General features: G+C 49.8%; 14 protein-coding genes. 8 read left to right on the top strand and 6 right to left on the bottom strand.

The annotated features are described in order from the left end of the window. Positions 1-58 precede the first annotated feature (58 nt). Positions 59-1,438, top strand: a complete 1,380-nt coding sequence (locus ACYZZ0_RS15650; protein WP_461537581.1) for an MATE family efflux transporter — start codon at positions 59-61, stop codon at positions 1,436-1,438. A 68-nt stretch (positions 1,439-1,506) separates the two neighbouring features. Here the strand turns inward: ACYZZ0_RS15650 and arcC are convergent, their stop codons facing one another. The 3 genes from arcC to arcA all read right to left on the bottom strand — a co-directional run bounded on the left by arcC (position 1,507) and on the right by arcA (position 5,066). Further along, complete coding sequence (arcC, locus tag ACYZZ0_RS15655) at positions 1,507-2,445, bottom strand: carbamate kinase (protein ID WP_461537582.1); 939 nt, start codon at positions 2,443-2,445, stop codon at positions 1,507-1,509. A 230-nt stretch (positions 2,446-2,675) separates the two neighbouring features. Next, on the bottom strand, positions 2,676-3,677 hold the full coding sequence (gene argF / locus ACYZZ0_RS15660; RefSeq protein WP_461537583.1) for an ornithine carbamoyltransferase: 1,002 nt from the start codon (positions 3,675-3,677) through the stop codon (positions 2,676-2,678). A 168-nt stretch (positions 3,678-3,845) separates the two neighbouring features. After that, the gene (gene arcA / locus ACYZZ0_RS15665; protein WP_461537584.1) at positions 3,846-5,066 is read right to left on the bottom strand and encodes an arginine deiminase; all 1,221 of its coding nucleotides are present in this window, start codon (positions 5,064-5,066) and stop codon (positions 3,846-3,848) included. Between the two features lie 677 nt (positions 5,067-5,743). Between arcA and ACYZZ0_RS15670 the strand changes: the two genes are divergently transcribed. Beyond that, the gene (locus ACYZZ0_RS15670; protein WP_461537585.1) at positions 5,744-7,135 is read left to right on the top strand and encodes a YfcC family protein; all 1,392 of its coding nucleotides are present in this window, start codon (positions 5,744-5,746) and stop codon (positions 7,133-7,135) included. 115 nt (positions 7,136-7,250) lie between these two features. Then, positions 7,251-7,709, top strand: coding sequence for a transcriptional regulator ArgR (gene argR, locus ACYZZ0_RS15675; RefSeq protein WP_461537586.1), 459 nt, complete (start codon positions 7,251-7,253; stop codon positions 7,707-7,709). A gap of 120 nt (positions 7,710-7,829) precedes the next feature. Here argR and ACYZZ0_RS15680 read toward each other — a convergent pair whose 3' ends face one another. Then, on the bottom strand, positions 7,830-8,261 hold the full coding sequence (locus tag ACYZZ0_RS15680; RefSeq protein ID WP_461537587.1) for a hypothetical protein: 432 nt from the start codon (positions 8,259-8,261) through the stop codon (positions 7,830-7,832). Between the two features lie 139 nt (positions 8,262-8,400). Further along, positions 8,401-8,715 (bottom strand): ArsR/SmtB family transcription factor, encoded by a 315-nt coding sequence (locus ACYZZ0_RS15685; protein WP_461537588.1) that lies wholly within the window; start codon positions 8,713-8,715, stop codon positions 8,401-8,403. Between the two features lie 299 nt (positions 8,716-9,014). Between ACYZZ0_RS15685 and ACYZZ0_RS15690 the strand changes: the two genes are divergently transcribed. The 5 genes from ACYZZ0_RS15690 (at position 9,015) to ACYZZ0_RS15710 (ending at position 15,585) form a co-directional block, all read left to right on the top strand. Beyond that, positions 9,015-10,412 carry a sodium:solute symporter family protein gene (locus ACYZZ0_RS15690; protein ID WP_461537589.1) on the top strand — a complete coding sequence of 466 codons (1,398 nt, stop codon included), beginning with the start codon at positions 9,015-9,017 and terminating at the stop codon, positions 10,410-10,412. A gap of 425 nt (positions 10,413-10,837) precedes the next feature. After that, positions 10,838-11,722: an inositol oxygenase family protein gene (locus ACYZZ0_RS15695; protein WP_461537590.1), complete on the top strand. Its 885-nt coding sequence runs from the start codon at positions 10,838-10,840 to the stop codon at positions 11,720-11,722. Between the two features lie 113 nt (positions 11,723-11,835). Beyond that, positions 11,836-12,465, top strand: coding sequence for a YqiA/YcfP family alpha/beta fold hydrolase (locus ACYZZ0_RS15700; protein WP_461537591.1), 630 nt, complete (start codon positions 11,836-11,838; stop codon positions 12,463-12,465). A 147-nt stretch (positions 12,466-12,612) separates the two neighbouring features. Continuing rightward, on the top strand, positions 12,613-14,502 hold the full coding sequence (gene parE, locus ACYZZ0_RS15705; RefSeq protein WP_461537592.1) for a DNA topoisomerase IV subunit B: 1,890 nt from the start codon (positions 12,613-12,615) through the stop codon (positions 14,500-14,502). 42 nt (positions 14,503-14,544) lie between these two features. Continuing rightward, positions 14,545-15,585, top strand: coding sequence for a DUF2157 domain-containing protein (locus ACYZZ0_RS15710; RefSeq protein ID WP_461537593.1), 1,041 nt, complete (start codon positions 14,545-14,547; stop codon positions 15,583-15,585). Positions 15,586-15,650: 65 nt separating this feature from the next. Here the strand turns inward: ACYZZ0_RS15710 and ACYZZ0_RS15715 are convergent, their stop codons facing one another. Next, positions 15,651-16,577, bottom strand: coding sequence for an HAD-IIA family hydrolase (locus ACYZZ0_RS15715; RefSeq protein ID WP_461537594.1), 927 nt, complete (start codon positions 16,575-16,577; stop codon positions 15,651-15,653). Between the last annotated feature and the right edge of the window lie 51 nt (positions 16,578-16,628).

Genomic DNA, 16,628 nt, shown 5'->3' on the forward strand with positions numbered 1-16,628 from the left:
GAGGCATATTCTTAACCCTTTTGATGCCTCGCTATCCGGTCTTGAAAAACTGCTCCCTATGAATATTTTTCACCCGGCTGACTCGTCTTACGCTGATGCAACCGTAGCGCGCAAATATAACCGGCGATTATCCATACCAGCTATAGTCAGGCTTTCTGCACCGGGAGCCATCGAATTCTCCTTCGTGGTACTGACCTACAGTATCGACGCCTGGTTTATCAGCAAGATAGACAGCCCTGAACTGGCTGCATTAGGCATTATTTTCCCGTTCTGCTTCTGTGTTCAATCTTTCCAGTTCGGGATGAGCAATGCCGTTGTACTGAAAATTTCCGGCGCCTGGAGCAGGGGCAGCGTCCGGTCAGCCAGAAAATATGCAACCTATGGCCTGCTTTTAACTTCTGCTCTGGCAGGTGGTGTACTTGGCCTGGGACTGATGGCTGTATTTCCCTATCTGTACAGTCTCTTGCAGGTACCGGAAGATATTCATCAGTCAGTGCTTGAATACCTGAATATCTGGCTGCCAGCTCTTTTTGTTTCTGCTCCACTTTTCATCACAACAACCATTTTGCGTGCTGCAGGTATGGTTTGGGTTGCCAGTCTGCTAAATATTATAAACACCGCTATTTATACCCTGATGCTGCCGTTTTTTATCACACAGTTTGGTATCAGGGGAGCAGCATTATCTGTACTGAGCAATTCAACCTTCATGCTCTTTGTAGCTGTAGCTACACTGAATAATTTCGGCCTACTGACCCGCCCTTCTTTCAAGCTAAAATACTATAAACATGCTGCAAAGCTGTTTCTGCCTGTCGCTCTGCCTGCCAGTATTTCAATTTTGCTTGAACCGCTGTCTGCTGCAGTGATTGCCCATCAGATGCTGTTATTTGGCAGCAATATTGTTGCAGGCTATGGCATAGGAGCCCGGTTGGAGTTAATTGCGTTTATCTGCTGTTTTTCACTTCGAAAGATTTTTGCACCTTACTTGAGTTACAACCTCAAAAGAAAACAGTACGAACACATCAAACGATCGATTTTCAATGCGGTAATATTTATTTTTATTGCCCAAATTTTTATCTGTTTATGTATTGTTTTGTTTTCTACTGAAATCAGTCAAAGCTTTAGTCCAAAACCTGAAATACAACGAATAACAACCGATTTTCTTTCTATTGTCCCGTTTGGCTATATTGGGCAGGGTCTATGTTATCTTTCTATCTGCATTATTATTTCCTTCGATGCTCCCGTAAAAGCACTGATTTTCTCATTCGTCTGGCATTTTTTTCTGGTTGTTGGATTCAGCTGGGCTCTGGGAATTCTAAATGGTTATCAGGGTGCGCTAAACGGGATATTTGTTGGTAACAGTCTGGCCGGTGTTATCAGTCTGCTGTTAATGAAACATGAAGTAAGTAAAAAAATATTCCCACAAAAAAACCGGCACTGATTTTCATCAGAGCCGGTTTTTCTCCAATAATCAGGCTGAATCAACAAGTGAACCAGCCCTATCATTGTTTAGTCGTAGTAACGAACACCGTCGCGAACGTCAGCACGAACTACAGTGCCGGAGTCGCCAGTCAGGATTTCAGCAGCCTGATCCAGAGAACCGATAGCGGCCATCTTGCCACCCTTGCGAACGAAGTTGCAGCAAGCTTCTACTTTCGGGCCCATGGAGCCGGCAGCGAAGCCGAAGCTGTCCATAACGTCCGGAGTCGCACTGTGAATGTTCTTTGAGTCTGGCTGACCGAAGTTGGTTGCAACCGCAGGAACATCAGTCAGGATCAGCAGAGCGTCAGCTTCCAGGCCTTCAGCCAGTACTACAGAAGCCCGATCTTTATCGACAACCGCTTCAACCGGAACCAGTTTGCCTTCAGCATCACGGGTAACCGGCACACCGCCGCCACCACCACAGATCATGGTGATTTCACCGGAAGCAGCCAGCTGCTTCAGGGATTTCATTTCCAGCACTTCAGCCGGCATCGGGGAAGGAACAACACGACGGTAGTATTCGCCGTCAGCTTTCATGGTCCAGTCCGGGTTCAGCTTCAGCTGCTCATCAGCCTGTTCCTTGGTGTAAACCGGGCCAACATACTTGTCAGGATCCTGGAACGCAGGATCTGCGGTATCAACGATAGTCTGGGTGGAAACGGTGCAGATCTCATGACCTTCCAGCTCGTTGCGCAGCTCCTGTTCAAACATGAAACCGATCATACCCTGAGTCTGTGCACCCAGTGCGTCCAGCGGGTAATTGCCCACAGCGTCGTATGCTTCATTCATCAGCGCCAGCATACCCACCTGAGGACCGTTACCGTGAGTCAGGATAACCTGATGATCACGAGCGATACGAGCGATGGATTTGGCTGCAGTGCGGATGTTTTCACGCTGGATGTGAGCTTCCTGAGCCTGTCCCCGCTGAAGAATAGCGTTACCGCCAAGAGCAATTACTACGCGCATTGTTTCTGTCTCGATGATGTATTTCTGAACGACAACCTTCTAATAACTCGATTTTTGTCGAGTATTCGAGTGCAAGTATCCTTTTAAAAGGCGCAAGACACCCTGTCCGAGATCAATAAAAATCGGTAAAAATCGGTCAGAAAAAATGAAAACTCAAAGAAAAAGCGGTGAAGGAGGAAGGAAGAAAAGGACCTCCCTCACCGCACAACCTTAAAAAGGTTTCAGCGGTATCAGCTGCCCAGGGTAGCAACCATTACAGCTTTGATTGTGTGCATGCGGTTTTCGGCTTCGTCGAAGACGATGGAAGCTTCAGACTCAAATACGTCTTCAGTAACTTCCAGACCGTTCATGCCGTACTTCTCGGCAACTTCAGCACCGATAGTGGTGTCTTCGTTGTGGAATGCAGGCAGGCAGTGCATGAACTTGGCGTGCGGGTTGCCGGTCTTGGCCATCACATCAGCGTTAACCTGGAAAGGCTTCATCAGGGCAACACGCTCATCCCATGCTTCAGCCGGCTCGCCCATGGATACCCATACGTCGGTGTACAGGAAGTCACAGTCTTTAACCGCTTCGTCAACGTTTTCGGTCAGAGTGATCTTGGCGCCGGTTTCTTCAGCGATCTTCTGGCACTCTTCCACCAGCCATGCTTCAGGCTGGTACTGCTTCGGTGCAGCAATACGGAAGTCAACGCCCATTTTCACCAGACCAACCATCAGGGAGTTACCCATGTTGTTACGGCCGTCGCCCAGGTAGCAGAACTTCATTTCGTGCAGCTGCTTGCCACGGCCGTGTTCCAGCATGGTCAGCATGTCAGCCAGAATTTGAGTCGGGTGCCATTCATCAGTCAGACCGTTCCATACAGGAACACCGGAGAATTCAGCCAGTTCTTCAACGTGCTGCTGCTTGGAACCGCGGAACTCGATACCGTCGTACATACGACCCAGTACACGAGCGGTGTCTTTAACAGTTTCCTTCTTGCCCATCTGGGAGCCGCCGGAAATGTAAGTTACCTGAGCGCCCTGGTCGAAAGCAGCAACTTCAAATGCACAACGGGTACGGGTAGAAGCCTTTTCAAAAATCAGGGCGATGTTCTTGCCCTGCAGGCGAGGCTGTTCAGTACCGGCATACTTGGCGCGCTTCAGGTCGCGGGACAGGTCCAGCAGGTACTGGATTTCCTTGGAAGTGAAGTCGAGCAGTTTCAGGTAGCTACGGTTACGCAGGTTAAAAGCCATGTTCGTTTCCTTGATCTTCCAATTTTCCTGCTATTCACAGGAAAGAGAATTAATGCTTTTTAACAATCAGCCATGACGAGTTATCCACAGCCGACTGTCGTTTGTTTTCGGTTACATTCAGGAAATGTCGCGTGATGCTACATTCCCCGAGTCAATTCTGTCTATCTATCAGATATCGTCACGCAGCATCGGGCAGCTCATGCAGCGAGCACCGCCGCGGCCACGACCCAGGTCTTCACCCGGAATGGTCAGTACTTCGATACCGGCCTTCTGCATGTTTTCAACGGTGTGGACGTTACGCTCGTAAGTCACAACAGTACCCGGCTTCACTGCCAGTACGTTGTTGGCATCGTTCCACTGTTCGCGTTCTGCTTCGAAGACGTCACCACCGGTCGGGATCATGCGCAGGGAATCCAGATCCAGTGCACGTTTGATGGAATTGGTGAAACCGTCCTTAACCTGGGAGAAGACGATGTCTTCGTTGTCGCCCGGAGTCAGCTCCCAGCAGTTGTTACCCTTCATGATGTCCGGGTAGTAGGTGAAGCAGTCAACATCCATGTGAGTGAACACAGTGTCGAGGTGCATGCAGCTGCGAGCTTTTGGCAGCTCCAGCGCGATAACTTTCTTGGCCTGACCGGTCTTGAACAGTGCACGGGACAGGTTTTCAACACCTTGGGCAGTGGTACGCTCGGACATGCCGATCAGGACTGCGCCCTTACCGATGACCAGTACGTCGCCGCCTTCAATAGTGCCCAGATCGTAGTTGCGATCGGTGTCACCGTAGTAAGTGTGGAAGTCAGCCTGCTTGAACATCGGGTGGAACTTGTAGATGGCACGCATGTGAACGGTTTCACGCTTGCGAGCCGGCTTGGCCATCGGGTTTACAGATACACCGCCGTATACCCAGCAGGAAGTGTCGCGGGTGAACAGGTGGTTGGGGATCGGATCCAGGATGAAGTCTGTTTCACCCATCATGCCCAGTGTCGGGCTGCCGATTTCAGAACCCAGCTCATTTACAGTCAGACCACCGATCAGGTGAGATGCCAGATCTTTGTTGCTCATGCTTTCGAAGTAGGAGCGTACTTCGCGAGCCAGTGCAGGACCGTAACGGAATTCGTTTACCTGACGATCCAGTACCCAGGCTTTGGCTTCCGGGTTGGCCAGAGTTTCAGCCAGCACATCACGCAGCAGGAAAACTTCTACACCCTGATCACGCAGCACTTGCTGGAATGCATCGTGTTCCTGACCCGCCTGTTCGATACGCAGTACGTCATCAAACAGCAGGCCTTCACAGTTGGAAGGAGTCAAACGACGCAGGGACAGTTCCGGACGATGCAGCAATACTTTACGCAGTTGGCCAACTTCGGATCCGACGTAGAATTTGTTCATTTCCTGATTCCTGTTTATACGCTGATATGCCTGCTGAACCATTTTCCGGTATTTGTCACATTGTCATTAATCTTTCGCATTTAATTTCGGTATAAACCTATTAATCAGCGTATCAACCGATTAACAACAATGCGCCTTTAATTAACAACAAGCTATAACAAGGCAATATTCAACTGGATCAAATCAAAAAATCTGGCAAAACAAAAATTTAACAGATTCAAATAATTTTGAACCGCGCTTTTTATTTCGCCCGTTGAATTACGGGATCGAAAATTAGCACCGCACCTTCCCGTCAATATTGATTCAAATCAAGACAACAACCGAAACAAAAACCCGTTTTTTTGGTTTTAAAGCGTAATTAAACGGTAATAACGATTTGATTCGCACATTAATTATTCAAAATATCGAATAATTCGATCACTTATTAAGTATTTATGCATTAAGTATGCAGTCTCAACAATTTGATGCACATCAAGCAAAACAACAGCCTTATCTCACAAACTTGCCGCACATTTTCGAACGGCTTAATGCCTGCATGTTTAATTGTGTGAATGAAACAACAAGCATCCAGGTAAACAGCCCCCCTTAAAGATGCAAACCATTTAACGGCAAACATTTAATTTGTGCTGCAGAAAAAATGTTTGAACGGCTAATGGAAAAAGACCCGGGAGTTGAACATGAGTTCAGTCAAGGAGATTAAGCTGCCCTCAGCTTATACCATCCTGTTTACCATTATTGCCTTTATGGCCGCCATGACCTGGATTATTCCGGCAGGTGAATATCAAACCGTATTTAACGAAACACTTGGCCGTGATGTTGCCGTTGCAGGAACCTACGCATCGGCAGAAGCAAATCCCCAGGGATTTATTGATATTTTGCTGGCTCCAGTTACCGGTGTTCAGAGCGTTATCGATCTGGGTTTGTTCATTCTGATTATTGGTGGTTTCCTGATGGTTATCACCGCTACCGGTGCTATTGATGCCGGAATCGACCGCTCAGTGACTGTAATGAAAGGTCGCGAGCAGATGATGATCCCGATCCTGATGGCATTCTTCGCCATGGGCGGTACTGTTTACGGCATGGCGGAAGAAACCATTCCCTTTTATATGCTGGTTATTCCCGTCATGATCGCTGCCGGTTATGACGCACTTACCGGTGTTGCCATTGTCTTGCTGGGCTCTGGTGTTGGTGTGCTGGGTTCTACTATCAACCCTTTCGCGACGGTTATCGCTTCTGATGCAGCCGGTATTTCATTCACTCAGGGTATGGCTCTGCGTATTATTATTCTGGCGCTCAGCTATATCGTGGCTGTAATTTATGTCATGCGTTACGCCAAGCGGGTACGCAACAATCCGGAAACTTCACTGGTCGCAGACAAGGCCGAAGCGAACAGAAAGCACTTTCTGGAAAAGAAAGGCAAGCAGGACAGCCTTGAATTTACCACCAAACACAAAATCATCCTGAGCCTGTTTGCTGCTACCTTTGGCATTATGATCTGGGGTGTGGCTTCTGAAGGGTGGTGGATGAATGAAATGTCCATCCTTTTCCTTGCCGCTTCCATTCTGGCAGCCATCATCGGTGGCCTGAATGAAGAAGAGTTTGTGACCCAGTTTGTTGAAGGTGCCAAGGATCTGCTGGGTGTCGTGCTGGTTCTGGGTATTGCCCGCGGAATCGGTACGGTTATGGACAATGGCCTGATCACCGGTACAATCCTGAGTTGGGGTGAAGGTGCACTGGCTGAATTACCGTCTGTCCTGTTCGTCAATGTGATGTACCTGATCCATCTGGTTCTGTCTATCTTTATCCCGTCCACCTCCGGCCTGGCGGTATTTTCAATGCCAATTATTGCGCCGCTGGCTGACTTTGCAGGAGTTGGACGTGAGCTGGCCGTTACGGCCTATCAGACTGCGGCAGGCCTGATGAATCTGGTAACCCCGACATATGGTGTTGTTGTTGCTGCGCTGGCGATTGGCCGCGTATCAATTATTCAGTGGTTCCGCTTCATGTGGCCCATGCTGCTGATCCTGGGTGCAATCTCTGTCACTGCACTGAGCATCGCAGCCATGTAATAAATGCAACATTTAGTGCCGCTTGACACTATATTGTCTTAATCTGACTTCCGGGCAGGATTCATATTCTGCCCGTTGTCTTATTTGTCATTTGAAAAACGGGTAATCAAATCCAATGCGTGTACAGGATCCTACTCTGATTGAAGCATTCAAGGTTCTTTTGCAGGAGCAACAGTTCAGCTCCCAGGCTGAAATAGTTGACGCTCTGAAGGAGCAGGGGTTCGATAGTATCAATCAATCCAAGGTATCCCGGATCCTGACCCAGCTGGGAGCCGTGCGGACTCGCAATGCGCGCAAGGAAAGCGTTTACTGCCTGCCAGCAGAACTTAGTGTACCGTCCGTCAATGCCTCACTGTCCAGCATGGTGATCGGCATCGACTATAACGACCATATGGTGGTCGTAAAAACCACACCGGGAGCCGCCCAGATCATCGCCCGCCTGATGGATTCCCTGGGCAAATCAGATGGTATTCTTGGCTGTGTTGCCGGAGATGACACCATGTTTATCTCACCGGTGCGTGGTACATCAGTAGAAAGTCTCTACGAAACGGTGACAGCGCTGTTGAAGCATTGACTCGCTCTGGAAATAACTCTGGAAATTGCTAGGAAAAGAGTATCGGAAGAACCTGAGCACAACCCCATACAACTTGTGGTCAGGTCACTTCCGTATCATAAAACGGCCTGCTGACCTGTATTAACTCTCAGACACATCACCACGGGTCGCTTCACTGTCAGAGCCTCGTTTGCCACGCCCGTTACCGGCTTTGGTATCCTTGTCTGTGCTATCAGCCTTGCTTCCGCGAGTGCCACCTCGTGAACCCGCACCTTTACCGCGATTACCTCCTCGCTGGGATGCCTTGTCACCACCCTGCCCATGACCACCACCGTAACCTCCGCCTTTTCCTCCACCAGCCTTGCCTCCGCCGCCATGACCGCCACGGCCACCACCAGCGCCACCACCATGACCACCGCCGCCACCGCCCCCCTTCTGGAGAACCGTTTCATTCAATGAGCCATAGTCAAACAGAATGGATTTGGGGGTGGGGCTACTATCAGCCTGGAGCAGACTGCTGCCGGTAATAGCACCAAACAGCATCAGGGAAGGGACAAAAACTTTCAGTTTCATAAAGCCTCCATGCTTTTGAAATCAGGGGTCTTGTCTTACAGCATTTTTATTTATTGCCCGTCAGGATTCGCTCAATGCAAATCCCAGTACTCACGACTCAGCTTGCCGGTATTCCAGGTGCCCGACAAGCACCTGATATTCACTGGCTGCAGAACTCACGGTGTAACAGCTCGATGATCATTGAAGCTTCCCGGCTGGCAAGCTTGTAGTAGATAACCTGAGACTCACGCCTGGTGGCTACCAGACCATCTCTCCTCAGTACAGCAAGATGCTGGGAAAGTGCTGACTGGCTCAGATCCAGCTGATTATTGAGTTCCGATACCGACATTTCCTGCTGTCCAAGATGGCACAAAATCAGCAGACGGTTCTCGTTGCTCAGTGCTTTCAGCAGCTTTACTGCTTCGCCGGCACTCGATCGCATCTCCTGAATATCCAGTTTCTCTTTCGGAGCCATAAGTCCTCCAGTCCATTTACTTCTCTGGTACCCGGAGCAAACAATTTGCACCTTGGCACGCACACTCAAATTTATTACCGACGTGCCTATAGTGTACATGGAATCTGTCTCTATGCAGATGCCAGATCTGTACAGTTCTATCACAATCTCCAACAAAGCCGACTTTTCTGTGCAACATATTGAAAGCTGTTCTATACAGGAATAACACTGATATTTTTACTACCTGCTGAACACTGCTTTCAGGAAAATACTTCCAGAAAAAAAATGGTTGGTGTTCACCACAAACAGAACCAAATTTTATGTCGGTCAGCATTGATGTCCTGATCATAGCGGTCTTTTTACTCGCCAACCTGCTACTGGGCTTGATAACAAGTCGTGGTATCGGATCACTTAACCAGTTCTCGGTCGGCAACCGTAACTTCGGAACGTTCTCCATTCTCGCTACATTATCGGCTTCATTTATTGGCGGTGGTTACACTTTGGGAAACGCCGCCAAGGTCTATGAAGGCGGCATGCTGTTTGCAGTTGCACTGCTGGGTTTCAGCCTGAAAGAAATTCTGGTCGGCAGTTTGATTGCACCCCGTATGAACCGGTTTCGTGATTGCATCTCGGTTGGCGACATTATGGCCCGCCGTTATGGTGAAACCGCCCGGATATTGACAGGTATTTTCGCAGTGCTGGTGTGCTGTGGAATACTGGGAGCCCAGGTAGGATCTCTGGGCGCTATTTTCAGCGCTTTTTTTGAAGTGGGTGTTATTGAAAGCACTCTGGCCAGCTTTCTGATTATCATCATCTACTGCACCCTGGGAGGTATGCGGGCCGTCGTTTATACCGATATCCTGCAGTTTCTGGTACTGCTTGTCGGTTTGCCTCTGGTTTTTATTCTGGGTGTTTTTCAGGCAGGTGGTTTGGAAAATGTTGCATTGCATGTTCCGCCCGAACGCCTGAATCTGTTGCCGAGTACCGAAAACCTTGGCTTCTTTGTCGCCATGTTTATCACCTTTATGCTGGGTGAAACACTGGTTCCTCCCTATACCCAGCGCCTTTTTATGGCAGCAGATGCACGAAAAACCCGTGATGCTACAGTCCTCAGCGGTCTGCTTTCCATTCCGTTTTTCCTGATTATCGGTGCATCCGGTCTGGTTGCTCTGGCACTGAACCCGGATATGGCTGCTGATCAGGCGCTACCCTGGCTAGTTCGTAATGTGCTGCCCATAGGCGTGACAGGATTTGTTATCAGTGCCCTGGTCGCGGTCATCATGTCATCTGCAGCCGGTTTCCTGAATGCTGCCAGCGTGTCATTTGTAAACGATATTGTGAAACCACTTTACGGTGACAGGCTGGCTGAGTCCCAACTATTGCGACTGGCCAAACTGGCCACACTGGTTATCGGTATGGCTTCTGTCGGGTTCTCAATGTATTCAACCAATATGCTGGATGTTCTTTTATACGCCTACAACTTCTGGGCTCCGGTCGTGCTGGTTCCATTGCTCGCAGTGTTCTTTGATATCCCGGCTCGTTCGATCGATTTTATGGCCGGCGCACTCACTGGTATATGCTGCATGCTGTTATGGTCAACTGTGCTGGAGGGCACCCTGCACTTTACTCCGGTGATAGCCGGAGTCGGTGGCAATATGGTCAGTTTCTGGTTATCCCGCAAGGCACGCACCGAGCCCCAGCATATGATGATGAGCTGAAGTCCTGCCTCGTTTTTCACTAACTTAAGCAGGGAGTCCCTGCCCGGTGTTGCGGTATGTCATCACAACCCCATCAACACCGATGTAAGCAGTCCGAACGACACACTTCATATATCCGTCAGACAGCGTCGACATATGCCTGTATGTTGATGACTGCGTTGGCTGCACAATAACTCCCGTACCTTAGCTCTGTCACGGGTAACGCTTCACCCTTGAATTAAGGTCACAGTGCAGCCACAGGGATGTGGATCCTCTTCTCAGGAATGAAGAACCAATACAGTTTTTACACGTCTGCAGGCCAGCTACCCCCCACCCTTGTGCCTGCAGGCGTTTTTCCATTATTCGACAAACGGCTGAATCTGCCGGATTAACCGAATAACTATGCTGCTACCTTAATTACAATACAAACCCGCAGGAGATACCTCGTGGTACTGTCCCGCCGTCGTTTTGTAATTACCGCTTCATCAGCCCTGATGTTGGCTCCACCGGTTTATACCTTCAGCGCAACAGAAATACTTGCGGATAAAAAGGAACGCTCTTTCCGCGATTATGACGCTGCTCCCGAACACGTCACCCGTTTTTACGCAGAGCATCATCGCCACCAGACTTACGACTTTGCCAGCAGCAAAAGAGAAAACTATGGTCGCTTGCAGCAGGGACAATATGCTGCATGGGATATGATGGAACAGCTGGACAAGATAAAAGATGAAAGCGATCCGGATATCAGCCTGTCTCAAATGGAGCACGCCTTTCAGGTTGCCGAGAGTATTCATCAAAAAGGTCATCCGGAATGGATGGTTGTCGCTGGCTTGTTACATGATATGGGCAAGGCATTGCTGTTGTGGGGGGAACCTCAGTGGGCTGTGGTTGGCGACACTTACCCAACCGGACTTCGTTTTTCAGAATCCATTGTCCAGTATCCGTTTCTGGCAGATAACCCGGACAGCAAGGTTGCAGCCTATCAATCTGACTATGGTATTTATCACGAAGGTATCGGACTGGATAATGTCATCATGACCTGGGGGCATGATGAGTATCTCTATCAGGTGCTACGTGCCCAATCCAGCCTGCCGGAAGAAGCTTTATTCGCCATTCGTTTTCACTCCTGTTACCCGCTGCTTCAGGCCAGGGAACCAAGATATCTGGCATTGATGAATAATGATGACCGGCGACTCTTCTCTGCAGTACTGACGTTGAACCAGCATGATCTGTACAGTAAGTCTGATACCTCAGTTGCCCACGATCCCGCCCTTCAAAAACACTATAAAAGTCTGGTGGAAAAATATATCCCGGGAAAAGTCAACTGGTGAAAGCAATATCAGTGGATCACTAAAGAAGTGTTTTCCCCAGAAGTTACCATTGTGAAGCCCGTTCTCATCAAGGACACTGTGACCTACGATGATAACAACGCCTAATCTGACCCATGACCAAACCTCTACCTCTGATTGTGTACCTTCACGGTTTCAACAGCTCACCGGCTTCAACCAAAGCGCAGCAGTTCAAGCAGTGGCTTGACCGTCATCCCGGGCTGGCTGATTACTGGATACCGGAACTCCCGATTGAAGCCGAAGAGGTGGTAAAGCTGTTGCAGGCTAGATTGCTGGCAGAGGTCATGACCCGCCCGATACATATCGTGGGTAGCTCCATGGGAGGATTTATGGGTACCTGGTTGCAGAACTGGCTTCAGGAAATCAATGCTGAAAACACCGGCAGACTGGCAATCATCAATCCCGCTGTTCGTCCCTGGGAGTTGTTACGGGATTATCTTGGTACCCAGACCAATTATCACACCGGAGAGCAATATGAGCTAAAAGAGGAACATGCCGAACAGCTCAGACCACTCGAAGTAGAAACACTGAACAAGCCAAAGGATATTATGGTGCTGCTTCAGACGGGTGACGAAGTATTGGATTACCGCAATGCTGAAGCTAAATACAAAGAATGCCACCTTATTATTCAGGAAGGTGGCGACCACAGCTTCCAGGGCTCAAAAGAAATTATTCCTGAAGTCATCAGCTTCTTTGGCCTGGGGATGAGCCAAGGTACAAGCTGAAAGGCCGACCTGACAGTAAGATAGTCAGAGCGGGTTCAAGTCGTTAGAATTCCGCTGTTATTCGAATTCTCCATTGACGCGCGCCCCCTGAATCGTCTTTCATGGAAGCGTACTCACTGATATCAGCCTACAAGACGCAAGGACTCCATGCGTAACGACTATACCGCCGAATCCATAGAGGTACTGAGTGGCCTGGACCCGGTTCGCAAGCGCCCGGGCATGTATACGGAAACCACCCGCCCCAATCATCTGGCCCAGGAAGTCATCGACAACAGTGTCGACGAGGCTCTGGCCGGTCATGCCACAGAGATCAAGGTCACCCTGCACCCGGATAACTCACTGGAAGTCGTGGACGATGGCCGCGGCATGCCGGTGGATATTCATCCACAGCATAAAGTTTCCGGGGTTGAATTGATCCTGACCCGGCTGCACGCCGGCGGCAAGTTCTCCAACAAGAACTACCAGTTCTCCGGTGGTCTGCACGGTGTGGGTGTATCCGTGGTGAACGCCCTTTCCACTCAGCTGGATATCACCATTCGTCGCGGCGGTCAGGTGTACAGCATTGGCTTTGGCGATGGTCACAAAACCCGTGAACTGGAAGTGATCGACAGCTGTGGCAAACGCAATACCGGAACAAGTGTAAGATTCTGGCCAGACAGTCAATATTTTGACTCTGCCAAATTTTCTGTCCCCCGCCTGAAGCATGTGCTGCGTGCCAAAGCAGTACTGTGCCCGAACCTTAAAGTCACCTTCACGGATGTCGCTACCGAAGAAACGGTAACCTGGCACTATGAAGATGGTCTGAAAGATTATCTGCTCGGCGCCTGTGCTGATTGGGATCGCTTGCCTGAAATTCCATTTACCGGTGCGTTGGCCGGTGAAAAGGAAGCTGCAGACTGGGCTGTTATCTGGCTGCCGGAAGGCGGTGAACTGATTACCGAATCCTACGTTAACCTGATTCCTACCGCACAAGGCGGTACCCATGTTAACGGTCTGCGAACCGGTCTATTGGAAGCTATGCGGGAATTTTGTGAGTTCCGCAATCTGCTGCCCCGCGGTGTAAAGCTGACACCGGATGATATCTGGGAACGCTGCAGTTATGTGCTGTCTGCCAAAATGGCGGATCCCCAGTTTTCCGGCCAGACCAAAGAACGTCTGTCCTCCCGCGAATGCGCAGCTTTTGTAGCCGGTGTTGTTAAGGATGCCTTCAGCCTTTGGTTGAACCAGCATATTGATCTGGCTGAACAGCTGGCTGAAATGTGCATCAGTCATGCCCAGAGCCGGATGCGTAAAGCCAAGAAGGTCGCCCGTAAAAAGGTTACTCAAGGACCGGCGCTTCCAGGCAAACTGGCCGATTGCGCCAGTCAGGATGTAACCCGCACAGAACTGTTCCTGGTAGAAGGTGACTCTGCGGGCGGTTCTGCCAAGCAGGCACGTGACCGTGAATTCCAGGCCATCATGCCGCTGCGTGGCAAGATTCTGAATACCTGGGAAGTAGATTCTGCTGAAGTACTGGGCTCACAGGAGATTCATGATATTTCTGTGGCGCTGGGTGTCGACCCGGGTTCAGATAAGCTGGAAGATCTTCGCTATGGCAAGATCTGTATCCTGGCAGATGCTGACTCTGACGGTCTCCATATCGCAACCCTGCTCTGCGCACTATTCACCCAGCACTTCCGTCCGCTGGTAGAACAGGGACATATCTATGTCGCCATGCCTCCCCTGTACCGTATCGATCTGGGTAAGGAAGTCTATTACGCACTGGATGATGCCGAGAAAGAAGGTGTTCTGGATCGCCTGCGGGCCGAGAAGAAACGCGGCAAGGTTAATGTACAGCGCTTCAAGGGTCTGGGTGAAATGAACCCGCTGCAGCTCCGCGAAACCACCATGGCACCTGACACCCGCCGTCTGGTTCAGCTGACATTGGATGACCTGGAAGCTACCAAAGAAAATATGGACATGCTGCTCGCAAAGAAGCGAAGCGGTGATCGCAAGTCCTGGCTGGAGGCCAAAGGCAATCTGATTGAAATTGCCTAGGCAATTAGGCACCATTTCCTCCATACGGCTCCTGGAGCCGATATGGAGGAAACAATGGCCAGATTATCAAAAGCTGTACTCAACGAAGCAGTCAAACAAGGCCTTCTGCAACCTGATCAGGTTGCTCCGCTCCATACCTTTCTGAACAGCCAGCCCGGCCCCCGTTTTGACTTCACCCATGTGCTTTATTACTTCGGCGGCATGATTGCCATCGGCGCACTGACTTTGTTTATGAACCTGGGTTGGGAACAGTTTGGTGGCTGGGGAATTATGGCCATATCCTGTCTATATGCTGTTGCAGGTTTGGGTCTTACCAATTTTTTTCAGCGTACCGGGCGCCTGATTCCTGCCGGGATTATTGCTGCCTTTGTTATAGCACTCACACCACTGGCGATTTATGGCCTGCAGCAGGCAATGGGGTTATGGCCTGACGACCTGGCCTATCGCGATTACCACTACAAAATCAGGTTTTTGTGGATCTATATGGAGCTCGGCACTCTGGTTGTCGGTTCGCTGATGCTCTGGCACTACCGCTTTCCGTTTATGGTGATGCCGGTTGCGGTCACGCTCTGGTATATGTCGATGGATATGACATCCATGTTCTTTGGACTGGACTACAGCTGGGATGAACGAAGTCTGTTTACTATGTGGTTTGGTCTGGCAATCACCCTGCTGGCTTTCTGGGTGGATATCAGGTCTCGTAAATCACTGGATTTTGCTTTCTGGCTTTATCTGTTTGGCGTCATTGCATTCTGGTGTGGGCTTTCATCACAAAACTCAGACAGTGAACTGAACAAGTTTATTTACTGCTGTATCAATCTGGTTTTGATCGGTATTGGCGTGATTATTATCCGGCGCGTGTTTGTTATTTTCGGAGCACTAGGTGTTGCCGGGTATCTGGGACACCTGGCCTGGGAAGTATTCAGGGAAAGCTGGTTGTTCCCGATATCATTGACCTTGATTGGCCTGGGCATTATCTGGCTGGGTGTCTTGTGGCAAAAACATGAGGCCCGCTTATCCAGCCATTTGCGCCAAAAAATGCCTACAGTAGTTCGAGAATTACTGGAAAATCGAGCAGGCTGAAAACGACTTTTTTCATCAAACCCAATCAACCAGCATCAACTGGTTGATTGGGTTTTTTTATCCACTTACAGATGCGGCGCAATAAAGTCAGGAACAATACCGGCATCCGCAATCGCCTGCTCAATATCCGTTCCCCGGTAAACACCGCATTCCAGCAACAGTGTTTTACAGCCAACCGCATTACCTCCAAGAATATCGGTGTACAGCGTGTCACCCACCATCAGTACACGAGACGGGTCAGTAATACCGTGACGTTCCATGACTGTACGGAAAATGGTTTCGCCCGGTTTGCCAAACAATTCTGGTGTCGCCTGTTGTCCGGTCTCTTTAACCAGACAGTCAGCAAAGTAACCCGGCGTCGCACCCAGATGAATTTTCCCGTCGATGAAATATGGTGCACCCATATCCGGATTGCCCAGTGCCATGGTGAACTGGCGATCTTTGGCAGAAGCAATCAGGTTGGCCTGCATTTCAGCCGTCCAACCCATACCACCGACTAGGAACAGCAGGCTGTCGACTTCTTCGGGAATCACACCATTCTGGCTGTTCAGGCGAACCATACCCTGTAACAGTTCATCAGACGGGTGAACATCCGGTGCAATCACACCCCAGCGACCGGGGTTATCAATGGTTTTGAGCCAGTTCTCGGTAATATCGAGGCTGGTCACCACTTCATCACCACTGAAGTCAAAACCTCTGGCAGCATACTTTTCTGCAGCCACCGCCTTGTTGGTCATGGTGTCATTGGAAACTACACACAGCGCCTTGTTATGACGGCGCATCATGGCAATGGCATCAATCGCACCTTCAATCGGCGTTGCTCCGCGGCACAGCACCCCGTAGGAATCGAGCATAATCAGATCGAACTGATCCAGTATTTCTTCAATACCACCTACCCGAACCGAAGCACCTTCAGGGTTATTTACCGACGGGTACCAGTTCATTCTGCGGGCATAACACTGGTTCAGAATCGACAGATTAATTTCAATCATCGCGGGCTCATGGGAGTTGAATCAAAACGCCATTATATCTGAACCAGCGCT

It is taken from the genome of Spongorhabdus nitratireducens (assembly GCA_947387575.1).
GTDB lineage: Bacteria > Pseudomonadota > Gammaproteobacteria > Pseudomonadales > Endozoicomonadaceae > CANDOC01.